We start from the raw sequence: 25493 nt of genomic DNA, 5'->3' as shown, positions 1-25493 counted from the left end.
GATAGAGAACGGGAGATCAGGATGGCCAGGATCACGCTCAGGCAACTGCTCGACCACGCGGCCGAGAACGACTACGGCGTCCCCGCGTTCAACATCAACAACATGGAGCAGGCGCTGGCGATCATGACGGCGGCGAGCGAGCTCGACGCGCCGGTGATCATCCAGGCGTCGCGCGGCGCCCGCGCCTACGCCAACGACATCATGCTCAAGCACATGATGGACGCGGTGACCGAGATCCACCCGAACATTCCGGTGTGCGTGCATCTCGACCACGGCAACGGCCCCGCCACCTGCGTCACCGCGATGCAGTCCGGCTTCACCTCGGTGATGATGGACGGCTCGCTGAAGGAGGACGGCAAGACGCCGGGCGACTGGGCGTACAATGTCGGCGTCACCAAGCGGGTGGTCGAGATGGCCCATCTCGGCGGCGTCTCGGTGGAAGGCGAGCTCGGCGTGCTCGGCTCGCTCGAGACCGGCATGGGCGACAAGGAGGACGGCCACGGCGCCGAGGGCAAGCTCTCGCACGACCAGCTCCTGACCAATCCGGACGAGGCGGTGAAGTTCGTCGCCGAGACCAAGGTCGACGCGCTGGCGATCGCCATGGGCACCTCGCACGGCGCCTACAAGTTCACCCGCAAGCCGGACGGCTCGGTTCTCGCGATGAACGTCATCGAGGAGATCCACCGCCGCCTGCCGAACGTGCATCTGGTGATGCACGGCTCCTCGTCGGTGCCGCAGGATCTGCAGGACATCATCAACCAGTACGGCGGCCAGATGAAGCCGACCTGGGGCGTGCCGGTGGAGGAGATCCAGCGCGGCATCAAGAACGGCGTGCGCAAGATCAACATCGACACCGACAACCGGATGGCGATGACCGGGCAGATCCGCAAGGTGTTCGCCGAGCATCCGAGCGAGTTCGACCCGCGCAAGTATCTGAAGCCGGCGATGGAGGCGATGACCAAGCTGTGCAAGCAGCGCCTCCAGGAGTTCGGCACCGCCGGCCAGGCGTCGAAGATCAAGAAGATCGTGCCGCTCGCCGAGATGGCCAAGCTCTACGCCGCCGGCAAGCTCGACCCGGTGATCGGCAAGACCGCCGCCGCCGCCGAGTGAGCCGCACGCGCGGCGAACGGCCGGGGCACCGTCGATGCTCCGGGACGGCCCGCAGGGTCGGCCCCGGAGCCGGCAGCCCCGGTTCGTGAGCCTCGATTCCGATTCCCGGGCTCGTGCCCGGGAATCGCCACGCGCCGCCGATCCGGCGTTCGCGGCCGTTCGCGGTGCCGGCGTGCCTCCCCCGCCCGGAGCGCCGTGCGAAAACCGTGCGGCCAAGCTTTCGCCCCGATCGCACCGCAAGCCCGAGCGATGCCGGACACCGACCCGCGCCTTTATCTCGTCACCCCCGTGCTCACCGTCGCCGATGCGGCGGCGGCCGCGGATGCACTGTCCGCCGCGCTCGGCGCGGCCGACGTCGCCGCCGTGCTGCTGCGCCTCGCGCCGGCCGGCGAGCGCGACCTGATCAATATCGCCAAAAAGCTCGCGCCGGTGGTGCAGGCCCCCGGGGCCGCGCTGCTGATCGAGGGTTTTCCGGAGATCGTCGCCCGCGGCGGCGCCGACGGCGCGCATCTCGTGGGGCCCGACGCGCTGCGCCCGGCGCTGCCCGGCCTCAAGCCGCGGCTGATCGCCGGCGTCGGAGGCTTGCGCACCCGCCACGACGCGATGGTCGCGGCCGAGCTCGGCGCCGACTACGTGATGTTCGGCGAGCCGGGGCCCGATGGCCGGCGGCCGCCGTTCGAGACGGTGGTCGAGCGCGTGCAGTGGTGGGCCGAGGTGTTCGAGACGCCGTGCGTCGGCTGTGCCGAATCGCTCGACGAGATCGCCCAGCTCTCCGCTGCCGGCGCCGACTTCGTCGCGGTCGGCGAGGCGGTGCTGGCCGATCCGCGCGGACCCGCCGTCGCCGCCGCCGATGCGGCGCGCCGGCTCGCCCGCGAGGCGGTGCCGTGACGGCCCTGCCGATCCTCTCCTCGCCCGCGCCGCGCCGCCGGCTCGCGGCCGGCCTCGCCGTGGCGCTCGGCCTCGCGGTGTCGCCGCTGGTTTTCGGCCCGCCGTCCTCCGCCCGCGCGGAAACCAAGCCGGTGCCGGCGACGCCGCTGCGCTCGGCCGCGCCGCCCAAACGGACCGCCGCGCCCCGCACGCCGGTTCCGCCGACCACCGGCAAGCCGCCCGCCCCGGTCACCCACGCGGTGCCCGCCGCCAAGCCGCAGCAGAAGCCCGACATCGCCTTCGGCGCCTATCAGCGCGGCTATTTCCTCACCGCCTTCCACGAGGCGACCAAGCGGGTCGAGGAGGCCAACGATCCGCGGGCGATGACGCTGCTCGGCGAGCTCTACGCCAACGGGCTCGGCATCCCGCAGGACGACGAGAAGGCGGCCGAATGGTACCGCCTCGCCGCCGGCCGCGGCGACCGCGACGCGATGTTCGCGCTGGCGATGTTCCGCCTCGGCGGCCGCGCCGGCGCCAAGGACCCGAGCGAGGCGGCAAAACTGCTCGCCGCCGCCGCGAAGCTCGGGCACGCCTCGGCCGCCTACGATCTCGGCCTGTTCTACATGGAGGGCCAGATCTTCCCGCAGGACATCGGGCGGGCGGCCGAGCTGTTTCGCCAGTCCGCCGCCGGCGGCAGCCCGGAGGCGCAGTACGCGCTGGCGATCCTCTACAAGGAGGGCCGCGGGGTGCAGCAGGATCTCGGCGAGGCGGCAAAGCTGCTCGGGCAGGCGGCGCTCGCCGGCATCGTCGACGCCCAGGTCGAGTACGGCATCGCGCTGTTCAACGGCACCGGCACGGCCAAGAACGAGGCGGAGGCCGCCGCCTGGTTCCGCCGGGCGGCGATGCGCGGCAGCCCGATCGCCCAGAACCGGCTCGCCCGTCTCCTGAGCGTCGGCCGCGGGGTGGCGGCCGACCCGGTGCAGGCGATCAAGTGGCACCTGGTCGCGAGCGCCGGCGGCGCCGCCGACCCCTATATGGACGAGTTCGCCGGAAAGCAGACGCCGGAGGTCCGTGCCGCCGCGGAAAAAGCCGCCAAGGGCTGGCTCGACGTGATCCGCCAGTCGCGTTCGTGAGGGCGACCGGCGCGGCGGACGAAGCCCCCGGGGTGGATTGCCGGGCCGGCAGCGTGTAAGACCTCGCCGCGGGTTTTTTGCACGCAGCTTTTTTCTGCAACGACCCGTCCGGCCGCCCGCGCCGCCGACCGAATCCGGTCCGCCGGCCTCGACCGCCCGTTCCGCTCGCCCCGTTCCTCTCGCCGATCGTCTCGAAAACCAATGCTCCGCTCCGCACTCCTCAACGTCATGGTGGCCGCCGCCCGCAAGGCGGCCCGCAATCTCAAGCGCGATTTCGGCGAGGTGGAGCACCTGCAGGTGTCGCTCAAGGGCCCCGCCAACTTCGTCAGCGCCGCCGACCGCAAGGCCGAGGAGACGCTGCGCTTCGAGCTGGAGAAGGCGCGGCCCGGCTACGGCTTCCTCGGCGAGGAGGGCGGCCTGCAGCGGGGCAGCGACGAGACCCATACCTGGATCGTCGACCCGCTCGACGGCACCACCAACTTCCTGCACGGCATCCCGCAGTTCGCCATCTCGATCGCGCTGGAGCGCGAGGGCACCATCGTCGCCGGGGTGATCTACAACCCGGTGAGCGAGGAGCTGTTCGTCGCCGAGCGCGGCAAGGGCGCCTTCCTCAACGACCAGCGCATCCGGGTCGCCGGCCGCCGCCGGCTCGCCGACGCGGTGATCGGCTGCGGCCTGCCGCATCTCGGCCGCGGCGACCTCGCGGTGTTCCGCAAGGAGTTCGCGATGGTGCAGGACAAGGTCGCCGGCCTGCGCCGGCTCGGCGCCGCCTCGCTCGATCTCGCCTGGGTCGCGGCCGGCCGCTACGACGCTTTCTGGGAGCGCGACCTCTCGCCGTGGGACATGGCCGCCGGCATCCTGATGGTGCGCGAGGCGGGCGGCTATGTCGGCGACTGCGACGGCGGCGACGCGATGCTGTCGCGGAAAAGCATCGTCTGCGGCAACGAGACGATGCATCGCGAGCTGCTCGGGCTCTTGCAGGCCGCCGGGCGCGGCTGACCGCCGCCTGCGGGGTCAGGTCGCCGACGCTTCGAGCGCGTCGCGCACGGCATCCGGAAGACGCGCGATCACGGTCAGATAGGCCCGTGCGGCATGGTCGGGCTCGACCCGGCCCTGTTCCCAGTCCCGCAGCGTTCCGATCGGGATGTGATAGCGTGCCGCGAACTCTTCCTGGCTGAGGCCGAGCGCGCGGCGCACGATGCGGACCTGTGGCGTCCGCCGCACCCGGCCGAGATCGGCATCCGACAGCGGGCGTGCGTCCGGATCGTCGAGCGCGACCCGCAGCCGTTCCGCCTCGGTCGTCGCGTCGAACCGGCGCCAGTCGGTCGACCGGGGACGGCGACGCTCAGGCATTGTCCTCGTGGTATCGTCGTCGCTCATTGGACGTCGCTCCGCGCGCCGAGATGATGCGGTATCGGCCCTCCCGCACCGTGTAGACGACATGGAGAACGCGCCCGTCCACCATGCCGATCAGGCTGTAGCGGTCCTCGCCGTAGTCCTCGCGATCGTCCAGCCGCTCGACCGCGAAGGGGGCGCCGAACACCCCCCGTGGCCGTCTCGAAGCTCACGGCATGGCGCGATTCGTTCCGGGATGCCTTGGCATCGTCCCATTCGAAATCGTCGTCTTGCATTAGGTACGGCCGATCCGTAGTCGTGCAAGTGCCGTCGTCGGGCGAGATGGCGCCATCGCATGGTGCCGTGTGGAGGATCCTCCCTTTCCGGTGGCGCAACAATGCGGCGCGTCGAACTCTCGCCGCGGCTGTGCCATAGTGGAACCGAAGCGCTCGTCCGGCAGGCTCAGATGGCAAGATCCGATCGCGACATCGATCCGTTCAAGGTGTCCCCGCCCCGCATCTTTCTCGTGCGGATGCTGGTTTTTCTGGTGCTCGGCGCCCTTCTGGTGGTGATTCTCCATCGCCAGATCTGGCTGGCCTTTCTCGCCAATCCGGGCCTCAACGGGCTGATCGTCGGGGTCCTGCTGATCGGCATTCTGCTGGCGTTCCGTCAGGTGGTGCGGCTGTTCCCGGAGATCGCCTGGGTCAACGGCTTCCGCCTCGCCGATCCCGGCCTCGCGGTCGAGCGGCCGCCGAGCCTGCTCGCGCCGATGGCGGCGATTCTCGGCGGCGACCGGGTCGGCGCGCTCGCCACCACGCCGCAGACCATGCGCTCGATCCTCGACTCGATCGCCATGCGGCTCGACGAGGCGCACGACGTCGCCCGCTACATGACCGGGCTTCTGGTGTTTCTCGGCCTGCTCGGCACCTTCTGGGGCCTGATCGACACGGTCGGCTCGGTCGGCCGGGTGATCGACAGCCTCAAGGTCGGGGGCGATGCCGCGGCGATGTTCGATTCGCTGAAAGAAGGCCTCGCCTCGCCGCTCGGCGGCATGGGCATCGCCTTCTCGTCCTCGCTGTTCGGCCTCGCCGGATCGCTGGTGCTCGGCTTTCTCGATCTGCAGGCGAGCCAGGCGCAGAACCGCTTCTACACCGAGGTCGAGGACTGGCTCGCCTCGACCGTGCGCGAGATCGGCGGCGGCGACCGCGCCGGCGTCCCGGCCGCCGGCGGTCCGGTCGGCAACGACATGCGCACCGCGCTCGACCGGCTGCACGAGGCGATCACCGAGGCCGGCGCCAACAAGGCGGCGACCCACGCGATGGCCAACCTCGCCGAGGGCATTCAGGCCTTGGTCCAGCACATGCGGCAGGAGCAGCAAATCATCCGCGACTGGGTGGAGGCGCAGGCCGAGGAGCAGGCCGAGGTGAAGAAGCTCCTGCAGGTGCTCGCCCGTCAGCACGCCGAGAAGACCTGAGCCTCGCATGGCCCTCGCCCGCTTCCGCCGCACCCGCACGATCGACTACTGGCCGGGCTTCGTCGACGCCCTGTCGACCCTGCTGCTCGGCGTCATCTTCCTGCTCACGGTGTTCGTCGTCGTGCAGTTCTTCCTGTCGCAGGAGGTCGCCGGCAAGGACACCGCGCTCGCCAAGCTCAACGCCCAGATCGCCCAGCTCACCGACCTCCTGTCGCTCGAGAAATCCGGCAAGAGCGAGCTCGAGGAGCAGGTCGCCCGCCTCTCGGCGAGCCTGTCGAGCGCCGAGAGCGAGCGCGACCGGCTGCGCGCCAGCGCGGTGCCCGGCGGCACGCCGGACCAGCTCGGCGCCGCCCGCAGCCGCATCACGGAGCTGTCCGGCGCGCTCGACACCGAGAAGCAGGCGACCGCTCGCGCGCTCGCCCAGATCGAGCTTCTGAACCAGCAGATCGGCGCGCTGCGCCGCCAGCTCTCGGCGTTGGAGAGCGCGCTCGACAGCGCCGAGAGCAAGGACAAGGACGCCCAGGCGCGGATCGCCGAGCTCGGCCAGCGCCTCAATGTCGCGCTGGCCAAGCGCGTGCAGGAGCTGTCGCGCTACCGCTCCGACTTCTTCGGCCGTTTGCGGGCGATCCTCGGTGACCGGCCGGACGTGCGAATCGTCGGCGACCGCTTCGTGTTCCAGGCCGAGGTCTTCTTCGACTCGGGCCAGGCGACGCTGCGCCCCGAGGGCAAGGACGAGCTCGACAAGATCGCCGGCGTGCTGGTCGATCTCGAGCGGCAGATCCCCCCGGAACTCCCGTGGGTGCTGCGGGTCGACGGCCACACCGACATCCGCCCGATCGCCAGCCCGCAGTTCCCGAGCAATTGGGAGCTGTCGGCGGCACGCGCCATCTCGGTGGTTCAGTACCTGATATCCAGGGGAATTTCCCCGCAGCGGCTGGTCGCCGCCGGGTTCGGGGAGTATCAGCCGCTCGATCCGTCCCGCACCGAGGAGGCGTTCCGCCGCAACCGGCGGCTGGAGCTGAAGCTGACCGAGCGATGAGCGACACCACCGATCCGCAGCAACCCCAGCAGCCGCAGCCGGACGGCACCGGCCCGGCGCCGGCCAAGCACCGCGCGGTGACGGTGCGGCCCTATCGGCCGGCCGACGAGGAGGCGGTGATCGAGCTGTGGCGACGGACCTGGCAGACCGCCTATCCGCGCTTCGACTTCGCCGAGCGTCTGCCGTGGTGGCGCGAGCGGTGGCGGCGCGAGCTTCTGCCGATCGCCTCGGTGGTGGTGGCGGAGGCCGATGGCGAGCCGGTCGGGTTCGTGACGATCGACGACACCGGCTATCTCGACCAGATCGTGGTGGCACCGGAGGCGTGGGGCAGCACGGCGGCAACGGCGCTGCTCGAGGAGGCGAAGCGGGTCTCGCCGACCGGCATCGCGCTCCACGTCAACAAGGACAACCACCGCGCCATCCGCTTCTACGAGCGGCAGGGCTTTTCCATCGACGGCGAGGACGTCAACGCGCACTCGCAGTCGCCGGTGTTTCTCATGCGCTGGCGGCCGTGAGGGCCGCGCAGGCCGAGACGCCAGCCGTTGCGATGTCTGGCCGAGCGGCTCCGCTTCTTGAAACAGGGCCGATCGGCCAAAAAAAGGTTCAGGACACCGGATCGGACACCGGGTCCGAGACCCGATCCGACTCGGCCGTCGTGTCGAACTGCAGGCGGGCGAGCCGGGCATAGAGGCCGCCCTTCGCCACCAGCGTGTCGTGGGTTCCCTCCTCGACGATGCGGCCCCGGTCCATCACCAGAATGCGGTCACACGACAGCACGGTGGCGAGCCGGTGGGCGATCACCAGCGTGGTGCGGTTCTGCATCAGCCGGCCGAGCGCGGCCTTCACGAGAGTCTCGTTCTCGGCGTCGAGCGAGGAGGTCGCCTCGTCGAGCAGCAGGAGCGGCGCGTCGCGCAGGATCGCGCGGGCGATCGCCAGCCGCTGACGCTCGCCGCCCGACAGGAGCACGCCGCGCTCGCCGACCGCGGTGTCGACCCCCTTCGGCAGCCGGGCGACGAAGTCGCTGGCGGCGGCGAGATCGATCGCGCGGGCGACCTCGGCCTCGGTCGCATCGGGGCTGCCGAACCGGATGTTCTCCGCAATCGTCGCGGCGAACACCGCGGCGTCCTGCGGCACCAGCGCGATGCGGCTGCGGATCTCGCGCGGCTCGGCATCGACCAGCTTGACGCCGTCGAAGGTCACCGCGCCCGCCTCGGGATCGTAGAAGCGCAGCAGCAGGTGAAAGACGGTGCTCTTGCCCGCCCCGGAGGGGCCGACGATCGCCACCTTCTCGCCCGGCCGCACCCGGAACGACACGCCGTCGAGCGCCGGCACCTCCTGCCTGGTCGGATAGGTGAAGCGCACGTCCTCGAAGGCGACCTCGCCCTTGGCGGGCAGCGGCAGCGCCACCGGGGTCGCCGGGGCGCGGATCTCGGGCTCGATCTCGAGAAGCTCGGTCAGGCGCTCGGCGGCGCCGGCGGCCTGGGCGATCTCGCCCCACACCTGCGACAGCTCGGCGAGCGCGCCGGCGGCGAACACCGCATAGAGCACGAACTGGCTGAGGCGGCCGGCGGTGATGCGCTGCTCGAACACGTCCTGCGCGCCGACCCACAGGATCACCACGATGCTGCCGAACACCATGAAGATCGCGACGCCGGTGAGCCATGCCCGCGCCCGGGTGGAGGACACGGCGGTGGAGTAGGCGCGCTCGACCGCGGCGGCGAACCGGCCGACCGCGGTCTTCTCGTTGGTGAAGGCTTGAAGCGTGCGGATCGCGCCGATCAGCTCGGCGGCGTAGCCGGAGGCTTCCGCCAGCGTGTCCTGCGCCTCGCGCGAGCGCCGCCGCACGGTCCGCCCGAAGGCGACCATCGGCAGCACGATCAGCGGGATGGCACACAGCACGAAGAGCGACAGGCGCGGGCTCGTCACCACCATCATCGCGGTCGAGCCGAGAAACAGCATCAGGTTGCGCAGCGTGATCGAGACCGACGCGCCGACCGCCGATTTGAGCTGCGTGGTGTCGGCGGTGAGCCGCGAGATCAGCTCGCCCGAGCGCGCGCTGTCGAAGAACGGCGCCGACAGGCTCGTCAGATGCGAGAAGACCTTCGCACGCAGATCGGCGACGATCCGCTCGCCCAGCGTGGTGACGAAGTAGTAGCGCATCGCGCTCGCCGCCGCGAGCACGCCCGCGACCACGAGGAGCACCGAGAAATACTGGTCGATCAGCGCGGAATGGTCTTCGGTGAAGCCGTAATCGATCATCCGGCGCACCGCCACCGGCAGCACCAGGGTGGCGAGCGAGGCGACCACCAGCGAGGAGACCGCGGCCAGCGCCCGCACCCAGTAGCGCTGCACGAACGGCACCATGGCGGCCAGCGGCCGCACGCTCCGCCGGCCGGCCGGCGCCTCCGATCGCGGTGCCGCGGGGCCGAATCCCCGTCCTCCACTGTCAAGATTCATGAACGATCCCGCTTGCTTGCACGCTTGGTCTGTGCGGAATGAATGCGACGGGTCGAAAGCGACGGAAAAGAACGGTATCCCGGGGGCTCTGGCAAAACCCTCGGATCGGCACGGCCCGCCGGGCCGGACAATGCAACGCGAGGGCGGCGCTGACAATCGTTCGCCGCAACCGGCCGGACAGAATTTAGAAAACGTTAATGTTCCGCGACCACCCGTGGCACGCCGGAGGGCCGGCGTCGTCGCAACGACGTCCCGCCGGCGCGCGGCTTGTGTCGCGCAAACCCGTGCGTTATAGACCCGCAACTTCCGAACACGCTCGAGACGTCAGGATTTCACGATGAAGGCCGAGATTCATCCCGCCTACCACACCGTCAAGGTCGTCATGACCGACGGCACCGAGTTCAACACCCGCACCACCTGGGGCAATCCCGGCGACACGCTGCGGCTCGACATCGACCCGAAGTCGCATCCGGCCTGGACCGGCGGCACCCAGCAGCTGCTCGACCGCGGCGGCCGCGTCTCGCGCTTCCAGAAGAAGTTCTCGGGCCTCGGCCTGAAGTAAGCGCCGCGCGAATCTGCCGAGCGTCGTCGGACGGCACGGGCCGGGCATTCGCCCGGCCTTTCGGCGTTGCACGGACCCGCCACGAGGTCCGCGTGCGAAAAACACGGACGGTTCGCCATGCTGACCCCCGACGAGCTCGAGCGCTATGCCCGCCACATCGTGCTGCACGAGGTCGGCGGGCCGGGCCAGCAGGCGCTGAAGGCGGCGCGGGTTCTGGTGGTCGGCGCCGGCGGGCTCGGCGCGCCGCTTTTGATGTATCTCGCAGCCGCCGGCGTCGGCACGATCGGGGTGGTGGACGACGACGTCGTCTCGCTGTCGAATTTGCAGCGGCAGGTGATCCACGACACGCCGGACATCGGCAAGCCGAAGGTCGCGAGCGCCGCCGAGACCATTTCTCGCCTCAACCCGCACGTCGCGGTCGAGCCGCACCCGGTGCGGCTCTCGGCCGACAACGCGCTCGACCTGATCGGCCGCTACGATCTGGTCGCCGACGGCTCCGACAATTTCGCCACCCGCTATCTCGTGTCGGACGCCTGCTGCCTCGCGAAGAAGCCCCTCGTGACGGCGGCGGTCGGTGTGCTCGACGGCACGCTCACCACCATCCGTGCGCACGAGCGCAACGGCGCGGGCGAGCCCAACCCGACCTATCGCTGCCTGTTTCCCGAGCCGCCGCCGGCCGGCACCGTGCCGACCTGCGCCGAGGCCGGCATCTTGGGCGCCTTCACCGGGGTGATCGGCTCGCTGATGGCGCTGGAGGTGATCCGCGAGATCGTCGGCTTCGGCGAAAACTTGGTCGGGCGGCTGCTGATGGTCGACGCCCGCGCGATGCGGTTCGAGACGCTCGGCTATGGCTGGGATCCCGAGAATCCGCTGACCGGCAAGAACCCGACGATCCGCGACCTCTCGCGCCACCGCAAGGCCGGGTGAGCCCCGGAGCGCTCACCGGCGCGGGTGGGCGCTGCGATACACTTCGAGCAAGCGCTCGCTGTCGATGCCGGTATAGACCTGCGTGGTCGACAGCGAGGCGTGGCCGAGCAGCTCCTGAATTGCGCGCAAATCCCCGCCGCGCATCAAAAGGTGGGTCGCAAAGGAGTGGCGCAGCGCGTGCGGCGTCGCGCTGTCGGGCAGCCCCAGCGCGCCGCGCATTCTTTGCATCGCGAGCTGGATGATGCGCGGCGACAGCGGCCCGCCTTTCGCCCCGACGAACAGCGGCCCCGCGTCCGGCACCGCATAGGGGCACAGCGCGACATAGTCGGCGACCGCCTGGAGCACGTTTCGCAGCACTGGCACCATGCGGCGCTTGTTGCCCTTGCCGGTGACGACGATGACGTCGCCGGCGCCGGGCGCCGGCACGTCCTTGCGCTTCAGCCCCAGCGCCTCGGAGATGCGCAAACCCGAGCCGTAGAGCAGCGCCATCACCGCGGCGTCGCGCGCAAGAACCCACGGCTCGCGGGCCTCGCCGGCGCGCACGTCGGCGTCGGTGACCAGCTTCGCCGCGTCGACCGTCAGCGGTTTCGGCAGGGTTTTTGGCACTTTCGGGCTGCGTACTGCGGCGAGCGCTCCGATCTCGCAAACGCCTTCGCGGGCGAGATGCCGGCCGAACGAGCGCACGCCGGCGAGTGCGCGCATCAGCGAGCGCCCCGAAATGCCCTCCGCCCGGCGCGCCGCCATGAAGGCGCGGACATCGGCCGGCGTCAGCGCCCCGAGCTCCTTGGTCGTCACCCGCCCGCCGAGATGGCCGGACAGGAACCCGAGGAACTGGAAGGCGTCGCGCCGATAGGCCTCGACCGTTTTCGGCGACATTCGTCGCTCGGCACCGAGATTCTGCAGCCAGCGCGCGATCTCCGCCGACACGTCGGGCGCCGCGAACGGCAGATCGATCGGCTGTACCCTTCCGATCGGCTGCGGGGTCTTCTCGGCCGCCTTCGGGCGCAAAACCATGGCTCGCTCCGCCTTGACACGCCGGGCATGATCGGCGCCCTTCGTTCACGTTTCGTCAACCGTGGAAACGCCCCCGTCTCATGCCCCGCCGCGTCGTCGACGTGCTCGTTCCGGTCGCGCTCGACCAGACCTACTCCTATGCGGCGGGCGACAGCGCGGTCGCGCCGGGCGACCTGGTGCGGGTGCCGCTGGGGCCGCGCGACTGCACCGGCGTAGTGTGGGCGGAGAACGACAGCCCCGATCCGCGGCTCGACAACCGCCTCAAGGAGATCGCCCAAAAGCTCGACGTGCCGCCGCTGAAGCCGGAGCTGCGCCGGCTGGTCGACTGGGTCGCCGCCTACACGCTGGCGCCGCGCGGCATGGTGCTGCGCATGGCGCTGCGGATGGGCGACGGGCTCGGCGCCGAGCGCGTGCGGATCGGCGTGCGGCTCGCCGGCCCGCCGCCGGCGCGGATGACGCCGGCCCGTGCCCGCGTGCTGGCGCTTCTCGCCGACGGCTTTTTGCGCGCCAAGAGTGACGCGGCGCGCGAGGCGGGCGTGTCGCCGGGCGTGGTCGACGGGCTGATCGACGAGGGGACGCTCGCGACCGTCGCCCTGCCGCCGGAGCCGGTCGCCGAAGAGCCCGACCCCGCCTTCCGGGTACCCGACCTCTCGGCGCAGCAGCAGGCCGCGGCCGACATTCTGCGCACCATGGTGGCCGACGGCGGCTTCGCCGCGACCCTGGTCGACGGCGTCACCGGCTCGGGCAAGACCGAGGTCTATTTCGAGGCGATCGCCGAGGCCGTGCGAAACCGCCGGCAGGCGCTCATCCTGCTCCCCGAGATCGCGCTGACCGCGCAGTTCCTCGACCGCTTCGCCGCGCGCTTCGGCGTGCGCCCGGCCGAGTGGCATTCCGAGATCACCCCGCGCAAGCGGGCGCGCACCTGGCAGGCGGTCGCCGAGGGCGAGGTGCGGGTGGTGGCGGGTGCGCGCTCGGCGCTGTTTCTGCCGTTCGCCGATCTCGGCCTGATCGTCGTCGACGAGGAGCACGACGCCGCCTACAAGCAGGAGGACGGCGTTCGTTATCACGCCCGCGACATGGCGGTGGTGCGCGCGCACATCACGAAGATCCCGATCGTGCTGGCCTCGGCGACGCCGTCCGTCGAGACCGAGGTGAACGCCCGAAAGGGCCGCTACGAGCGGCTCTCGCTGCCGACCCGGTTCGGCGGGCAGGCGCTGCCGGCGATCGAGGCGATCGATCTGTCGCGCGAGGGTCCGCCGCGCGGGCGCTGGATCGCGCCGCGGCTCGCCGAAGCGGTAAAAATCGCGATCGAGCGCAAGCAGCAGGCATTGCTGTTTCTCAACCGCCGGGGCTATGCGCCGCTGACGCTGTGCCGCGCCTGCGGCTTCCGCTTCTCCTGCCCGCAATGCGACGCCTGGCTGGTCGACCACCGCTTTCAGCGCAAGCTCGTCTGCCATCACTGCGGCTACTCGCAGCCGACGCCGACCGTGTGCCCGAACTGCGAGGCGCAAGAGAGCTTCGTCGCCTGCGGCCCCGGCGTCGAGCGGCTCGAGGAGGAGGTCGGAAAGCTGTTTCCCGACGCCCGCGTGCTGGTGATGTCGAGCGATCTCCTCACCTCGGTCGAGACTTTGCGCGAGGAGATTTCCGCGATCGAGGAGGGCCGGGTCGACGTGATCGTCGGCACCCAGCTGGTCGCCAAGGGGCATCATTTTCCGCGGCTCAACCTGGTCGGCATCGTCGATGCCGATCTCGGCCTCGCCAATGGTGATCCGCGCGCCGCCGAGCGGACCTTTCAGCTGCTCAATCAGGTCGCGGGGCGGGCCGGGCGCGAGGCGGGGCAGGGGGTCGGCTTCGTGCAGACGCATCAGCCGGAGCATCCGGTGATGAAGGCCTTGGTCGCCGGCGACCGCGAGGCCTTTTACGGCACCGAGATCGCGGCGCGGGAGAGGACCGGCTATCCGCCGTTCGGGCGGCTCGCCGCCATCGTCGTCTCGGCAAAAGATCGGCTGGCGGCGGAGGGGCATGCGCGGAAGCTCGCGGGCATGGCGCCGCGGGCGGAGGGCGTGCGGGTGCTCGGTCCCGCCGAGGCGCCGGTGTCGCTCTTGCGCGGCCGCCACCGCTATCGCCTGCTGGTGAAGGCGCCGCGCGCTCTCGATCTGTCGGGCTATCTGCGCGATTGGCTCGGCCGTGCACCGAAAGCAACTGGCGATCTGAAACGCGAGATCGATGTCGATCCGATGAGCTTCTTGTGAGGACGGGCGCCGTGGTGCGCCCGCGTCGCTCTGCGCACGCTACTCGCTACTCGCTCACCGAACGCCGTAGGGTGGGCAGAGGCGCAAGGCGCCGTGCCCACGCATCCCTCGCGTCGGCCGGTGGTGCGCAAATTTTCCCGTTTGGTGCGCACGCTACTCGCTACTCGCTACTCACGATCACGTCGCGAGGCCGCTTTCTCACGCGGCGTGGCGCTCCGCTCCGGCACCGAAATGACCGATATAGCGGGTGTTGATCGCGCTCACCGGCAAGATCACCAGAATGTCGGTGGTGCCGAACTGGCGGTCGACCACCGCGCCGTCGCCGATCACCGCGCCGAGCCGGAGATAGCCTTTCACCAACGGCGGCAGAGCGTGCAGCGCCGCCTTGGGGTCGACCTCCTCCTTCGCCATCCGGGCGAGCGACACCCAGCGCGCCGGCAGCGCCCGGGCGTTCCATTCCTCGGGGGCGTGGGCGTAGTGGTGGAGGAACGACAGCGGCAGCGCCAGCTTGTCGGGATCGGTGCCTTCGAGGCTGGCGCAGCCGATCATCACGTCGACCTTGTGGCGCAGCACATAGGTCCAGATGCCGTGCCACAGAAGCTCGACGGTGCGCTTGTTGCGATAGGCCGGCAGCACGCAGGAGCGGCCGAGCTCGAGGAAGCGCAGATGGCCGTGGCGGGCGATCAAGGGCGCGATGTCGTACTCGCCGGCGGTGTAGAAGCCGCCGCAGTGCTCGGCGATCTCCTGGCGGAGCAGCCGATAGGTGCCGACCACCGCCGGGCCGTGGCGGGTCGGCGGGGCGGCGTGATCGAGCACCAGGAGATGGTCGCACACGGCGTCGAACGGGTCGACGTCGCGGCGGGCGAGCAGCGTCGCCGGATGGGCGACCGCCGACATTTCCTGATAAAACACGTCGAAGCGCAGCCGCTGCGCCTGCCGGATCTCGCAGGCGCGGTGGGCGAGGCGCACCTCGAGTGCGCCGATCCGGCCGAGCGTCTCGCCGGTGCGCGACAGCCGCGGGTCGGAGACCCGCAGGCCGCCGAACGCCTTCAGCGCGGCGAGCTTCGGCACCCCGGCGGGGGTGCGGTGCGGACGAAAACGATCCAACAGGCGAACGGGCGACTGGTCGCGGACGCGGGTCTGCATCTGTGGCTCCCGAGATCGGACAGCAAATCGGCGCCTCCGATCGGCACGTCTGAAAAAATCGAGTCCACGTGCCGGTCAGTCCACTAAGCATGGCCGGGACACGGATTTGTGACACAAATCCGGGCTCGTCACAAAATGATTGTTCGTGAGCACCGCCGGACCCAGCCGGACGCAGCCGGCGCGGAGCGGCGCTGCGGCCGGGGCGGAACGAGCGAAGGAAAGGCCGTTCAGGCGGCGAGGCCGACGCGGGCGAGCACGTCGCCGATCACCACGCTCAGGCGGTCGCGGTCGAGCGGCTTGACCAGGAGGCCGTCGAGGCCGGCGGCGCGCACCGCGTCGGGCTCCTCGGGGGCGGCGTCGGCGGTGAGCGCCAGGACCGGCGTGCGGGCGCGGTCGGTCTCGGCCTCGCGGGCGCGGATGCGGGCGGTGGCGGCAAAGCCGTCCATCCCCGGCATGTGCAGATCCATCAGCACCAGCGCATAGGGCATGCCGGCGGACACCGCGGCCTCCCAGGCGAGGACCGCGGCGGCGCCGTCGCCGACCAGGGTCGGGCGGTGGCCCATCCGCTCGAGCAGCGCGCGCACCAGCAGGGCGTTGATGTCGTTGTCCTCGGCGACCAGCACCCGGCAGCCGGCGGCGGCGGGGTCCGGCACCAGGGTCGGCGCGGTGGCCGGACCAGCGGTCCCCGGCGCCGGGGCGCCGAGCCGGCCGGCGAGCGAGGCGGTCCGCACCGGCTTCACCAGATAGTCGGAGAACCCGTGCGCCAAGAAGTCGGTCAGCTCGCCGCGCTCGTTCGGCCGCAGCATCACGATGCGGCGCTGGCCGGCGGGCGGCGTTGTCGACGCGATCGCTGCGGCGGCCGCGGGGCCGATCGCCCGGTCGACCACCACCGTGCCGACCGCCGGATCGACGAGCGAGGCATCGGCCGCGTCGGGCGCGACCACCCGCACGGACGCGCCCCAGGCGGACAGATGGCGGACCACGGGCTCGGCGGCCGATGGATTCGTGGTGACGATCGCGACCCGTGTCCCGGCGAGGTCGGGCGTCGGCTCCGGCGCGCGGGCGAGGCCGGGGGCCGCCGGCAGCGGCACCGTCACGCGAAAGCGCGCGCCGTCGCCGGGCGCGCTGTCGACCGCGATCGCGCCGTCCATGCCTTCGACGATCCGCCGCGAGATCGCGAGGCCGAGCCCGCTGCCGCCGTGCTTGCGCGCGGCGCCGCCGTCGGCCTGCTCGAACTCCTCGAAGATGCGCGCCTGCGCCTCCGCGGCGATGCCGATGCCGGTGTCGCGCACCTCGAGGGCGATCTCGCCCACGCGCGCGCCGGGCTCGGCGAGGATCACCACGCTGCCTTCGGCGGTGAACTTCACCGCGTTGCCGCCGAGATTGAGCAGCACCTGCCGCAGCCGCGCGTCGTCGCCGATCACCGGGTCGGCGAGGCGCGGATCGACGAAGGCGGCGATCTCGATCCCCTTGTCGTGGGCGCGCGGCGCCAACAGCTCGACCACCTCCTCGACCACCGCGGCGAGGCGGAACGGCCGGGCGACCAGCTCGAGCTTTCCCGCCTCGATCTTGGCGAAGTCGAGCATGTCCTCGATCAGCGTCAGCAGCGCGCGGCCGGAGGTCTTCACCGCCTTGGCATAGGCGCCCTGCTCGGGCGACAGCGGGGTGTCGAGCAGGAGGTCGGTCATGCCGAGGATGCCGTTGAGCGGCGTCCTGATCTCGTGCGAGACCATCGCCAGGAACCGGCTCTTGGCGCGGCTCGCGGCGTCGGCCCGCTCGCGGGTCTCGGCGAGCGCCCGCTCGGCCGTCACCCGGTCGGTGACGTCGCGGCCGACCGCCTGCGTTTCGGTCGCGCCGAAGCTGCGCACCAAAATCTCGCGCCAGGCGATCCAGCGCGGGCCGGCGGGAGTGGCGATCGCCTGCTCGAAGGTGCGGATGCCGTCGGGGCGCGCCGTGACCGGGCCGGTCTCCACCACCGGCGGCGCGAACGGCCGGCCGAGCAGCGCGCCGCGCTCGGCGCCCGCCAGCGTGCACCAGGCGTCGTTGACATAGGTGACGCAGTGCTCGGCGTCGCGGCGGACCACCACGTCGCCCTGCATCTCGACGAAGCTGCGCGCCCGCTCCTCGGATTCGCGCAGCTCCCACTGGGCATCGGACAAGGCCTCGATGCGCTCCTCCAGCCGGCCGACCTCGTGGCGCAGCGCGCGGTTCGCCCGCACCAGCGGGGCGAGGGCGCCGCAGGCGGCGGCGGTGAGGGCGGTGGCGACGGTGGCGGCGAGCAGCACGTCGGGGCCGGCGGCCTGGGCGGCACGCAGCGAGAAGACCAGATAGGCGAGCACGGCGAGCACCACCGCCGCCGCGGTGGCGACCACGATCACCCCGTTGCGGGCGAGCCGGTCGAGCCTGTCGCGCAGTCGTGCCATCGAAACCGTCCGTCTCGCTCCCGTCGCCCGCTCGGCCGCACCCGCCGATCCGCGGGCTCGGCCCGCCGTGACGGGGCGGGGGCCGGTGCCCCCGTGTAGCATCGCAAATCTTGCCTTTCCCTTGCCTGCCCGGGCCGTGCGTCGCGCCGATGGCGGCGCGGGAAAAGCGGCGGACATGGTTTGCGGCCGGTGAATCGTTCGCGCCCGAGGCGCGACTCGGGGGCTCAGGCGGCGGTCCGGATCGCCGCGATCGCGTCGGCGAGGCTGCGGCGCGCCCGAGCGTAGCCGGCGTCGAGCCGATCGAGCAGCGCCAGATACTCCGCCGGGGTGATGGTGCCGGCGGCCCATTCCAGCTCGCGGGCGAGCGCTGCGAGGCCCCGCAGGCCGAGCGTGCCGGCGGCCCCTTTCAGGGTGTGCGCCTCGCGCATCACGGTGCGCCGCTCGCGGGTCGGCGACAGCGCCCGCAGGCGGGCGAGACGCGCCTCGGTGTCGCCGACGAACAGGTCGACGGCGAGACGGGTGCCTTCCTCGCCGATCTCCTCGACCAGCAGGGCGATGGTGGCGCGATCCTGGGCGACGATCTCGGCCGAGGGCGCGGCGAGGGCGGTGGCGGCGAACGCCTCGGCGGGATCGTCGGCGAGCGCGGCATGCACCGCCTCGACCAGCGTCTGCTTGCGCACCGGCTTGCCGACCACCGCGGTCATGCCGGCGGCACGGCAGGCGGCGACGTCCTCGGGGGTGGCGGCGGCGGTGACGCCGATGATCGGCATGGTCGCGTGGTCGCCGCCGCGGGCGCGGATCGCCCGGGTGGCGGCGAGCCCGTCGAGATCGGGCATCCGCACGTCCATCAGCACGAGGTCGAACGGGAAGTGCGCGGTCGCCTCGACCGCCCCGGCGCCGTCGGCCACCAGCCGCGGCACCAGGGCGAACTCGGCGAGCATCCGCACCAGGACGAGCTGGCCGGTCGGATTGTCCTCGGCGATCAGCACGCGCAGCGGCCGGTCGCGGGCGGCGAGGCGGGCCTGCAGGGCGGCGGCCGCCGCCCGCTCGGCGCGCTGGGCGAGCGGCGCCGCGTCGGCCCAGCCGAGCGCGAGGCGGATGCGGATCGCGAATCCCTCGCCGTCGGGCGGCGACAGGTCGATTTCGCCGCCCATCCGCGCGATCGCCGCGCGGCAGCCGGCGAGATCGGGGAGCTCGCCCCTCGGGGACGTCGGGGCCGGATCGCCGGCGCCGCGATCGGCAGCGGGCGGCCGCACGATGCGCCAGGCCGCGACGGCCGCCGCGGCCGCGGCGGTCGAGCGGATCGACCACTCGATCGCCGCCGTCTCGCCGATGCGCGACAGGCAGCGCACCCCGAGCCGAACCTCGCCGCGCGTGGTGACGGCGACCGCGGTGGCGAGCAGCTCCTTCAGCGCGTCGCGGAGAATCGCCGGCTCGCCGATCAGCACCGGCGGCACCGCCGCCTCGAGCTCGCCGCGCAGCGCGACGCAGGCGGCGACGCCGCGCCGGCGAACCGCGGCGAGCACCTCCTCGACCAGCGCGTCGGGCGCGAACGGCACCTGCTCGCCCGGCGCTTGCGCGGACGGCATCTGCACCGGCAGCGCGGCGGTCTCTTCGGGCCGGAGGTCGCCGCCGAGCAGCGCGGCGGCGATGTCGTGCAGCGCGGGAAGCGGGGGACGGCTCTCGCGGCCCGGACCGAGACGCCGCGTCGCTTGCTCGCGGCCGGTCGCCGCGGCGAGCGCGCGCTCGGCCTCGGCGCGGGCGAGGCGGGCTTCCTCGGCGCCGGTGCGGGCGCGCCACCACAGGCCGAGCGCGACCGCCGCGCCGGTCACCACCAGCGCGGCGAGCGCCGACAGGACGAGCGACAGCCGGGCGATCGACCGCCAGTCGGCGAGCGCCTGCTCGGTGGTGGTGCTGGCGACCATGGCGAGCGGATGGGTGCGCAGCGGGCGCACCGCCCAGAGGCGGTCGGCGCCGTCGAGCGGGCCGCGGCCGCGCGCCGCCGTCGGCGCGTCGATCGGGATCGGGTCCGTGTCGCCGAGCAGCGAGACCGCCGGATGGCGCACCAGAAGCACGCCGTCGCGCCGCAGGAGCGCGAAGGTGTCGGCCGCGGAGGCGGCGAGCGCGCGGTAGAAGGTCTCGAAATAGTCGAGCGAGACGATGCCCGAGGCGATGCCGATCAGCGATCCGTCGGGCGCCTCGATGCGGCGGTGCAGGCCGAAGATCCAGCTCGCGTCGAACCGGCTCTGCACCGGCGCGCCGACGAACACGGCAGCGCCGCCGCGCGCCTTCATCTGGCGGAAATAGCCGCGGTCGGCGAGGTTGAGCGGCGGATTGGGCCACATCCGCGAGGAGACCACCAGATCGCCGTCGACGCCGGCGAGCGACAGCGCCCGCAGCTGCGGCAGCCCGGCGAGCTTGCGGCCGAGCAGCCGGTGGGTCGCCTCGGTGCCGAGCCGCCGGCGGAAGTCGTCGGGGGTGGTGATGTCGCGATCCGCGACGTGCTCGGCGACCTCGGCGAGGATCAGGTCGATCGATTTCAGCGCCTGGTCGGCCTGCTCGGCGAGCGCCGCGCTGCGCCGGCCGAGCCGCTCCTCGGCGGCGGCGAGCGCGCTCTCGCGCAGATGGCCGAGCACCAGCGCGTTCATCAGCGCGATCGCCAGGATCAGCACCGCGGTGCCGGCGGCGAGTGCCGCGAGCGGCCGGCCGCGACGCGGGAGCGGCGGCGGGGCGAGCGACGGCGAGGCGAGCGACGGGCGCGCGGGCGGCGGTGCCGTCGCCGGCCCGCCGTGGTCGTCGGACGGGTCCACGGGACTACCGAAAGGTCGGTGCGGCGACCGGCGCGAGGCCGATGGTGCTGCGCTCGCGCAAGCCCGACAGCACCTGCCGCAGCCGTACGAGATCGACCGGCTTGGCGAGCGAGCCGCACACGTTGAGGCTCAAGACGTTGCCGACGCCGGCGCTCTCCTCGCGGATCGCCTCGGGCGAGGCCGACACGATCAGCACCGGCGTCGCCGAGCCGATCGCCGCCAGCGCGTGCAGGACCTCGACGCCGCCGCGCCGGCCGAGCGTGAGATCGAGCGTGATCAGGTCGTAGGCGTTGGCGCCGATCAGCGCCACCGCCTCCTCGTAGGTCGCCGCCCCGGTGGCCGACCAGCCGACCCGCGTCGCCACCTTGGTGAGGATCATCCGGTGCACCGTGTCGTCGTCGACCACGAGCACGGTCGGTCGGGCACTCGGCTCGCTGCGGTCGTCGGCGATCGGCGGCGAGACGTCCTGGTCGAGCATCGTTGCGGTCCCTGCCCTCGAGCGAAATCAACCGCGATGGTTGCAGGGATGCGGAAACAATCGATTAAAGCGAGGGCTCCAATACCGGCCGAATGCCGGAGAATGCGGGCCGGACGTCCCGTGGCACGTCCGGCCCGCGCGATTTCTCACGCTGCGGAAGCTTCGCGCGGACGCACCGTCTGCAGCACCTCGAAGCCCTCGAATTGCGGGTGCTCGAGATAGAGCGGACCGGTCCGCTCGTTGCCGGCGCGGGCGTGCGCGGCGCGAAATTCCTCCGACTTGGTCCAGGCCTCGAAGGTCGCCTTGCTCTGCCACACGGTGTGCGACGAATAGAGCGTGTGGTCCTCGGCCTCGGGACCTTTCAGCAGGTGGAACTCGACGAAGCCGGGCATCCGGTCGAGATATGTCTCGCGGCTCGCCCACACCTGCTCGAACGCCTGCTCGCTGCCCTTCCTCACGCGAAAGCGGTTCATGGCGATGTACATCGGGGGTCTCCTCTGGTGTCGCACGCCCGGGGATCGGGCCGCCGAAACGGATGGTCGCGCGAAACCGCCGGCCGGGTCCGGCGGACACCGGGCCGGCCGGCGGCGACGGCGACCAAAAGCCTAACGCAGGTGGAAGCCGACCGGCACCGAAAAGCTCACCTGCTGGCCGCCGGGCGGCGGCGGGAAGGGCGAGGCGCGGCGCACCATCGCGACGGTCTCCTGATCGAGGCTCGGGATGCCGGACGAGCGGCCGAGCCGCACCGACACCACCCGGCCGGCGCCGTCGATCGAGAAGGTGACGCTGGTGCTGCCGGAGCGGCCGGCGGCGCGCGCCTCGGCCGGGAACCGCTTGTGGCGGGCGAGATGCGCCGCGACCAGGCCGCGGTAGTTGGTGGTGAGGTCGGAGCGGCCGCGGCCGATCCCGCTCGCCGCGGTCGAGGCCGTGCTGGCGGCGCTGCGGGTGCGCTGCGGCGGGCCGCGATCGGCCCGCACGGCGGTGCGGGTTTTCGGCCGCGGTTTCGTCACGACCGGCTTCGGCTTCGAGACGGGAGGCTTGGCGACGGAAGGCTTGGCGACGGAAGGTTCGGGCCGGGCGGCGGGAGCGGCACGCGGCAGCGGCGGCACCGCCTCGGCGCGCTCGGTCGGGGTGGTCTCGGCCTGCACGGTCTCGGCGACCGCGGTCTCGGCCGGCGCGGGCTTTTGCTCCGGCACGCTGGCGGTGCGCTCCGGCGCCTCCTCGTCGAGCACGACGGGGGCCGGCTCCGGCGGCGGCGGCAGGTCGGGCTCCGGTGTCGTTGCGGTTGCTTCTCGTACGGGTTCCGGCTCGGTGTCGGGCGCGGGCGCCTCGGCGACCTGCGGCTCGGGTCGGGTTTCCGGCTCGGCCGGCGCCTCGGCGGTCTCCACCGGCTCCTGAAACTCCGGCGGCTGCTCGGCGGTCTCCCGGGGCTCTTCGGGCGTCGGCTCGAGAGCCTGCTCGGGAGTCGCGTCGGGAGCCGTCTCGGCTTTGGCGATGTCGGTGGTGTCCGGCTCGCTCGCCGCCGTCTCCTGCGGCTCCGGCAAAGGCTCGCCCGCCGAGGCGGCGCTCGACGCCTCCGAATCCCCCGGCTGCTCGGCGAGGCCGGCGAGCTGGTCGGCGCCGACCACCATCTCCACCGACACCACCTCGATGCCGATCGAGGCCTGTGGCGGCGGCTGGCGGGCGAAGGCCACCAGCACCGCGCCGTGCAGCACCGCCGAGCACAGCGTCAGCGCCAGCGTGCGGTGCGACGCGTTTCCGCGCGCCCCCGGCGGCGCCGGCCGGTCGTCGGGGGTGGGGGACGCCATCGGGGGCGGCGTCCCCCCGCCGGCATGGTTCCGCCCGGCTCTCACGTGCGCGAGCGAGACCACGTTGCCGGCGTCCGCATCCGGCGGGTCGCGCGGCAGCTCCACACTCGGCGCCGCCCCGCCCGTTCCTTCGGGATGGTCGAGGATACGGGCGGGGACGACGTCGAGCGACGCTGGCGGCGTCGAGGAGCGGGAGCGCGAGCGGGTCATCGGGGGACTTTCACCGGAGCAGAGGAATCAGCTCCCGAACTTGATCTTCATCGAGCCCTTGAAGGTCATGCCCGGCGCCGGCGCCGACCACAGGAGATCCTTCTGGGCGGTGTCGAGCGAGGTGCCGGCGATCGGGTAGGGCCGGTAGTACTCGTTCAGCAGATTGTCGATCGCGAAGCTCATCAGCACGTCCTCGGTCGGCTGGTAGCCGAGATAGACGTTGACCAGATTGTAGGAGTCGGCCGGCAGGTAGCCCGACGGCAGGTCGTCGTTGGAGCCGACCGCCGCCCACCGCACCATCGTCGTGATCTTGCGATCGAGGAAGCGGGCGCCGATCGTCGTCACCACCTTGTCGGGCTGGACGTTGATCAAGCCTTCGCCGGTCTCGCGGTTCTCGCCGCGCTGATGCTGGGCGGCGATGCCGACGAACCAGCGGCCGGCGTCGTACATGGTCTCGAGCTCGACGCCCTCGATGCGCGCCTGGGCGATGTTCTGATATTGATAGAACTGATTGTCGGCGCGCACCGGGCCGAAGCCGACCAGCTCGATGTAATCGTCGACGTCGTTCCTGAACACGTTGACCTTGCCGCGGAAGGTCGCGCCGGGAAGAAACACGTCGTCGTATTTCAGGTTGACGCCGATCTCCTTGGTCTTGCCGATCTCCGGCCGTAGGTTCGGGTTCGGGATGAAGCAGAACATGCCGGTCGTGCCGTCCGGGCAGTCGAACAGCAGGAACGAGGGAAAGCCCGCGCTCGGCGCGGCGTGGGCGCCGGCGATCACCGTCTCGGTCAGCGCGGGCGCGCGATAGCCTTCGGCATAGGTCGCATACGGCGTGAAGCCGGTGATCGGCGTGATGCCGAGGGTGATCTTCGGCGACACCCGGTCGCCCGAGGTGGAGGTGCCGAGGCCGTTGAGCTCGTAGCTGTCGTAGCGCGCCGCGGCGATCACCTCGACCCACTCGTCATACGTGCTCTTGAGCTGCACGAAGGCGCCGCCGACGGTGCGGTCGCCGCCCGGCGTGGTGATGTTGGAGTTGCCGGTCTGGTCGGTGGTGTCGACCTCGTCGCGGAAGGCGTCGCCGCCGATCGTGATCGCATGGGCGAGGCCGAGCGCGTCGAACCGGCTGGTGTTGTTGGCGTCGAAGCCGACCGTGTCGAGCACGTAGGAGCGCTCGTCGCCGACGCAGCCGCTGATCGGGTTGCCGGCGACGCCCGTGCCGCACAGCGAGGCGTTGGCGCTGGAGGCCGTGTGCAGCGTCTTCACCTGCTGCGAGTCGGTGCGGTTCCAGTAGACGTTGGCGTCCCAGTCGATCAGTCGCTGGTCGGGCCGCTGAAAGCGCCAGCGCAGGCCGGTGGTGATGTTGGTCAGGTCGGTCGCATAGACCGAGGTGCCGGTGCCCGCCGCCCGCGTCGGCTGGCCGGCGTCGTAGCGAAAATTCTGGAAGATGCCGGAGAGCTTCACCTCGTGGCCGTCGGCCGGGCGCACCGTCACCTTGGCGATCGCGCTGCCGGTGCGGTTCCAGGAGTTCAGCACCTCGTCGCCGTTGCCGTCGTCGTAATTGCCCTGGCTCTTGAAGCTGCCGCCGGCGAAGACGTCGACATTGGGCGATGGCTGGTAGCCGCCGAAGGCGGAGGCGAGCCCGCTCGGCCCGTTGAGGCCGCCCTGGGTGTGGGTCTCGATCCCCCAGGTCTGGCCGGGCCGGACGACGTCGGCGAAATCCTTCGTGCGGAAGGCGGCGACGCCGCCGATCGCGCCCGAGCCGTAGATGTTGGCGGTCGGGCCGCGCACGATGTCGACGCCGCCGATCAGCTCGGGGTCGAGATAGAACGAGCCGTTCGCGCCGTGGCCGGAGCGCTGATAGTTCTGACGGGCGCCGTCGACCACCACCGCGACGCGGCCGAAATCCTGCAGGCCGCGGATGTTGATCGCGGTCGAGGGATCGTCGCCACGGTCCTGCACGGTCACGCCCGGCACCGCGATCAGGAGGTCCGACAGGCGCTTCGGCAGGATCCGGTCGATCTCCTCCTGGCGCAGCGTCGAGACCGCGGCGAGCGCGTCGATCGCCCGCTCCTCGGTCTTGCTCGCCACCACCGTGATCGGGTCGAGCGACTGGGTCTGCGCCGCAGCCGGCCCCACCGATCCCGTCGTCACCAGTCCCGCCGTCACGATCAGTGCGATCGTCGATGCGCCCGAAAGAAGCGCCCCCGCGCTCGTCCGTCCAGCCATGTGAGCCCCCGCGTCCCGTTGGTTCTGAGTTTTTCGTCACGGGCTGGCGGACGCGCCGTCCGGGAGGGCCGGGGCGGCACGCTGGCTGGCTGAGGCGTTGCCTCGAAACCGTTCGGAGCAGCCGAGGGACGGCTCCCTGCGGCGATCCGTGCGGCTCGAAGCTGCGCCATGTCGAGTACTTGCCTTTGGTACTCGACTGTATTACGGCACGTCAAGTGAAGC

Annotated in this window: 21 protein-coding genes; 10 read left to right on the top strand and 11 right to left on the bottom strand. The window is 71.7% G+C overall.

Translation table 11 applies throughout. From position 1 onward, the window contains the following. Positions 1 to 21: 21 nt before the first annotated feature. The 4 genes from fba (at position 22) to A33M_RS04110 (ending at position 4109) form a co-directional block, all read left to right on the top strand. The gene (gene fba, locus A33M_RS04125) at positions 22 to 1110 is read left to right on the top strand and encodes a class II fructose-bisphosphate aldolase (RefSeq protein WP_008383829.1); all 1089 of its coding nucleotides are present in this window, start codon (positions 22 to 24) and stop codon (positions 1108 to 1110) included. 249 nt (positions 1111 to 1359) lie between these two features. Next, positions 1360 to 1998 (top strand): thiamine phosphate synthase, encoded by a 639-nt coding sequence (locus A33M_RS04120; RefSeq protein ID WP_040619191.1) that lies wholly within the window; start codon positions 1360 to 1362, stop codon positions 1996 to 1998. After that, positions 1995 to 3110, top strand: coding sequence for a tetratricopeptide repeat protein (locus A33M_RS04115; protein ID WP_008383827.1), 1116 nt, complete (start codon positions 1995 to 1997; stop codon positions 3108 to 3110). The genes A33M_RS04120 and A33M_RS04115 overlap by 4 nt, the downstream gene beginning before the upstream one ends. 201 nt (positions 3111 to 3311) lie before the next feature. Further along, positions 3312 to 4109 (top strand): inositol monophosphatase family protein, encoded by a 798-nt coding sequence (locus tag A33M_RS04110; protein ID WP_008383826.1) that lies wholly within the window; start codon positions 3312 to 3314, stop codon positions 4107 to 4109. A 15-nt stretch (positions 4110 to 4124) separates the two neighbouring features. Here the strand turns inward: A33M_RS04110 and A33M_RS04105 are convergent, their stop codons facing one another. Then, positions 4125 to 4463: a helix-turn-helix domain-containing protein gene (locus A33M_RS04105; protein WP_040619189.1), complete on the bottom strand. Its 339-nt coding sequence runs from the start codon at positions 4461 to 4463 to the stop codon at positions 4125 to 4127. Next, entirely contained in the window at positions 4456 to 4653 is a 198-nt protein-coding gene (locus A33M_RS04100; protein WP_008383822.1) for a BrnT family toxin, read from the bottom strand. The genes A33M_RS04105 and A33M_RS04100 overlap by 8 nt, the downstream gene beginning before the upstream one ends. A gap of 258 nt (positions 4654 to 4911) precedes the next feature. Between A33M_RS04100 and A33M_RS04095 the strand changes: the two genes are divergently transcribed. Genes A33M_RS04095 through A33M_RS04085 form a run of 3 tightly spaced genes read left to right on the top strand, consistent with a single transcriptional unit; the run spans position 4912 to position 7473 of the window. Next, complete coding sequence (locus tag A33M_RS04095) at positions 4912 to 5919, top strand: hypothetical protein (protein WP_008383820.1); 1008 nt, start codon at positions 4912 to 4914, stop codon at positions 5917 to 5919. A gap of 7 nt (positions 5920 to 5926) precedes the next feature. Then, the gene (locus A33M_RS04090; protein ID WP_008383818.1) at positions 5927 to 6958 is read left to right on the top strand and encodes a peptidoglycan -binding protein; all 1032 of its coding nucleotides are present in this window, start codon (positions 5927 to 5929) and stop codon (positions 6956 to 6958) included. Continuing rightward, the gene (locus tag A33M_RS04085) at positions 6955 to 7473 is read left to right on the top strand and encodes a GNAT family N-acetyltransferase (RefSeq protein WP_008383816.1); all 519 of its coding nucleotides are present in this window, start codon (positions 6955 to 6957) and stop codon (positions 7471 to 7473) included. Before A33M_RS04090 ends, A33M_RS04085 begins: the two co-directional genes overlap by 4 nt. Positions 7474 to 7561: 88 nt before the next feature. Here the strand turns inward: A33M_RS04085 and A33M_RS04080 are convergent, their stop codons facing one another. After that, positions 7562 to 9340, bottom strand: coding sequence for an ABC transporter transmembrane domain-containing protein (locus tag A33M_RS04080; protein WP_008383814.1), 1779 nt, complete (start codon positions 9338 to 9340; stop codon positions 7562 to 7564). Between the two features lie 412 nt (positions 9341 to 9752). Between A33M_RS04080 and rpmE the strand changes: the two genes are divergently transcribed. Together rpmE and A33M_RS04070 are read left to right on the top strand one after the other, a co-directional pair. Continuing rightward, positions 9753 to 9977, top strand: coding sequence for a 50S ribosomal protein L31 (rpmE, locus tag A33M_RS04075; protein ID WP_008383812.1), 225 nt, complete (start codon positions 9753 to 9755; stop codon positions 9975 to 9977). Positions 9978 to 10094: 117 nt separating this feature from the next. After that, positions 10095 to 10904: a HesA/MoeB/ThiF family protein gene (locus tag A33M_RS04070; RefSeq protein ID WP_008383811.1), complete on the top strand. Its 810-nt coding sequence runs from the start codon at positions 10095 to 10097 to the stop codon at positions 10902 to 10904. A 12-nt stretch (positions 10905 to 10916) separates the two neighbouring features. On the opposite strand, the gene A33M_RS04065 is transcribed toward A33M_RS04070, so the two are convergent. Beyond that, complete coding sequence (locus tag A33M_RS04065; protein ID WP_008383810.1) at positions 10917 to 11918, bottom strand: tyrosine recombinase XerC; 1002 nt, start codon at positions 11916 to 11918, stop codon at positions 10917 to 10919. Between the two features lie 80 nt (positions 11919 to 11998). Between A33M_RS04065 and A33M_RS04060 the strand changes: the two genes are divergently transcribed. Then, positions 11999 to 14170, top strand: a complete 2172-nt coding sequence (locus tag A33M_RS04060; protein WP_008383809.1) for a primosomal protein N' — start codon at positions 11999 to 12001, stop codon at positions 14168 to 14170. A gap of 198 nt (positions 14171 to 14368) precedes the next feature. On the opposite strand, the gene A33M_RS04055 is transcribed toward A33M_RS04060, so the two are convergent. From A33M_RS04055 to A33M_RS04025, 7 genes are all read right to left on the bottom strand, one after another. Beyond that, entirely contained in the window at positions 14369 to 15316 is a 948-nt protein-coding gene (locus tag A33M_RS04055; RefSeq protein WP_008383807.1) for a GNAT family N-acetyltransferase, read from the bottom strand. Between the two features lie 227 nt (positions 15317 to 15543). Beyond that, positions 15544 to 17739, bottom strand: coding sequence for a PAS domain-containing hybrid sensor histidine kinase/response regulator (locus A33M_RS04050; RefSeq protein WP_008383799.1), 2196 nt, complete (start codon positions 17737 to 17739; stop codon positions 15544 to 15546). Between the two features lie 224 nt (positions 17740 to 17963). After that, positions 17964 to 20549 carry a response regulator gene (locus A33M_RS04045; protein WP_008383785.1) on the bottom strand — a complete coding sequence of 862 codons (2586 nt, stop codon included), beginning with the start codon at positions 20547 to 20549 and terminating at the stop codon, positions 17964 to 17966. 4 nt (positions 20550 to 20553) lie between these two features. Then, positions 20554 to 21027, bottom strand: a complete 474-nt coding sequence (locus A33M_RS04040; RefSeq protein WP_008383783.1) for a response regulator — start codon at positions 21025 to 21027, stop codon at positions 20554 to 20556. 146 nt (positions 21028 to 21173) lie between these two features. Next, positions 21174 to 21512, bottom strand: a complete 339-nt coding sequence (locus A33M_RS04035) for an antibiotic biosynthesis monooxygenase family protein (protein ID WP_008383779.1) — start codon at positions 21510 to 21512, stop codon at positions 21174 to 21176. 120 nt (positions 21513 to 21632) lie between these two features. Then, positions 21633 to 22835, bottom strand: a complete 1203-nt coding sequence (locus tag A33M_RS22110) for an energy transducer TonB (protein ID WP_157223315.1) — start codon at positions 22833 to 22835, stop codon at positions 21633 to 21635. A gap of 237 nt (positions 22836 to 23072) precedes the next feature. Further along, positions 23073 to 25271 carry a TonB-dependent hemoglobin/transferrin/lactoferrin family receptor gene (locus A33M_RS04025; RefSeq protein ID WP_008383775.1) on the bottom strand — a complete coding sequence of 733 codons (2199 nt, stop codon included), beginning with the start codon at positions 25269 to 25271 and terminating at the stop codon, positions 23073 to 23075. Positions 25272 to 25493: the final 222 nt, after the last annotated feature.

Source organism: Rhodovulum sp. PH10 (assembly GCF_000293785.1).
Classification (GTDB): Bacteria; Pseudomonadota; Alphaproteobacteria; order Rhizobiales; family Xanthobacteraceae; genus Rhodoplanes.
This window is presented reverse-complemented; position numbering and strand designations above follow the sequence as displayed.

Excerpts from the sequence above, each read along its gene's own strand:
- A33M_RS04110 (WP_008383826.1), top strand. The coding sequence starts at position 3,312 with ATGCTCCGCTCCGCACTCCTCAACGTCATGGTGGCCGCCGCCCGCAAG.
- A33M_RS04035 (WP_008383779.1), bottom strand. The coding sequence starts at position 21,512 with ATGTACATCGCCATGAACCGCTTTCGCGTGAGGAAGGGCAGCGAGCAG.
- A33M_RS04120 (WP_040619191.1), top strand. The coding sequence starts at position 1,360 with ATGCCGGACACCGACCCGCGCCTTTATCTCGTCACCCCCGTGCTCACC.
- fba (WP_008383829.1), top strand. The coding sequence starts at position 22 with ATGGCCAGGATCACGCTCAGGCAACTGCTCGACCACGCGGCCGAGAAC.
- A33M_RS04095 (WP_008383820.1), top strand. The coding sequence starts at position 4,912 with ATGGCAAGATCCGATCGCGACATCGATCCGTTCAAGGTGTCCCCGCCC.
- A33M_RS04070 (WP_008383811.1), top strand. The coding sequence starts at position 10,095 with ATGCTGACCCCCGACGAGCTCGAGCGCTATGCCCGCCACATCGTGCTG.
- A33M_RS04105 (WP_040619189.1), bottom strand. The coding sequence starts at position 4,463 with ATGCCTGAGCGTCGCCGTCCCCGGTCGACCGACTGGCGCCGGTTCGAC.
- A33M_RS04040 (WP_008383783.1), bottom strand. The coding sequence starts at position 21,027 with ATGCTCGACCAGGACGTCTCGCCGCCGATCGCCGACGACCGCAGCGAG.
- A33M_RS04025 (WP_008383775.1), bottom strand. The coding sequence starts at position 25,271 with ATGGCTGGACGGACGAGCGCGGGGGCGCTTCTTTCGGGCGCATCGACG.
- A33M_RS04055 (WP_008383807.1), bottom strand. The coding sequence starts at position 15,316 with ATGCAGACCCGCGTCCGCGACCAGTCGCCCGTTCGCCTGTTGGATCGT.
- A33M_RS04050 (WP_008383799.1), bottom strand. The coding sequence starts at position 17,739 with ATGGCACGACTGCGCGACAGGCTCGACCGGCTCGCCCGCAACGGGGTG.
- rpmE (WP_008383812.1), top strand. The coding sequence starts at position 9,753 with ATGAAGGCCGAGATTCATCCCGCCTACCACACCGTCAAGGTCGTCATG.
- A33M_RS04065 (WP_008383810.1), bottom strand. The coding sequence starts at position 11,918 with ATGGTTTTGCGCCCGAAGGCGGCCGAGAAGACCCCGCAGCCGATCGGA.
- A33M_RS04085 (WP_008383816.1), top strand. The coding sequence starts at position 6,955 with ATGAGCGACACCACCGATCCGCAGCAACCCCAGCAGCCGCAGCCGGAC.
- A33M_RS04060 (WP_008383809.1), top strand. The coding sequence starts at position 11,999 with ATGCCCCGCCGCGTCGTCGACGTGCTCGTTCCGGTCGCGCTCGACCAG.
- A33M_RS04090 (WP_008383818.1), top strand. The coding sequence starts at position 5,927 with ATGGCCCTCGCCCGCTTCCGCCGCACCCGCACGATCGACTACTGGCCG.
- A33M_RS22110 (WP_157223315.1), bottom strand. The coding sequence starts at position 22,835 with ATGGCGTCCCCCACCCCCGACGACCGGCCGGCGCCGCCGGGGGCGCGC.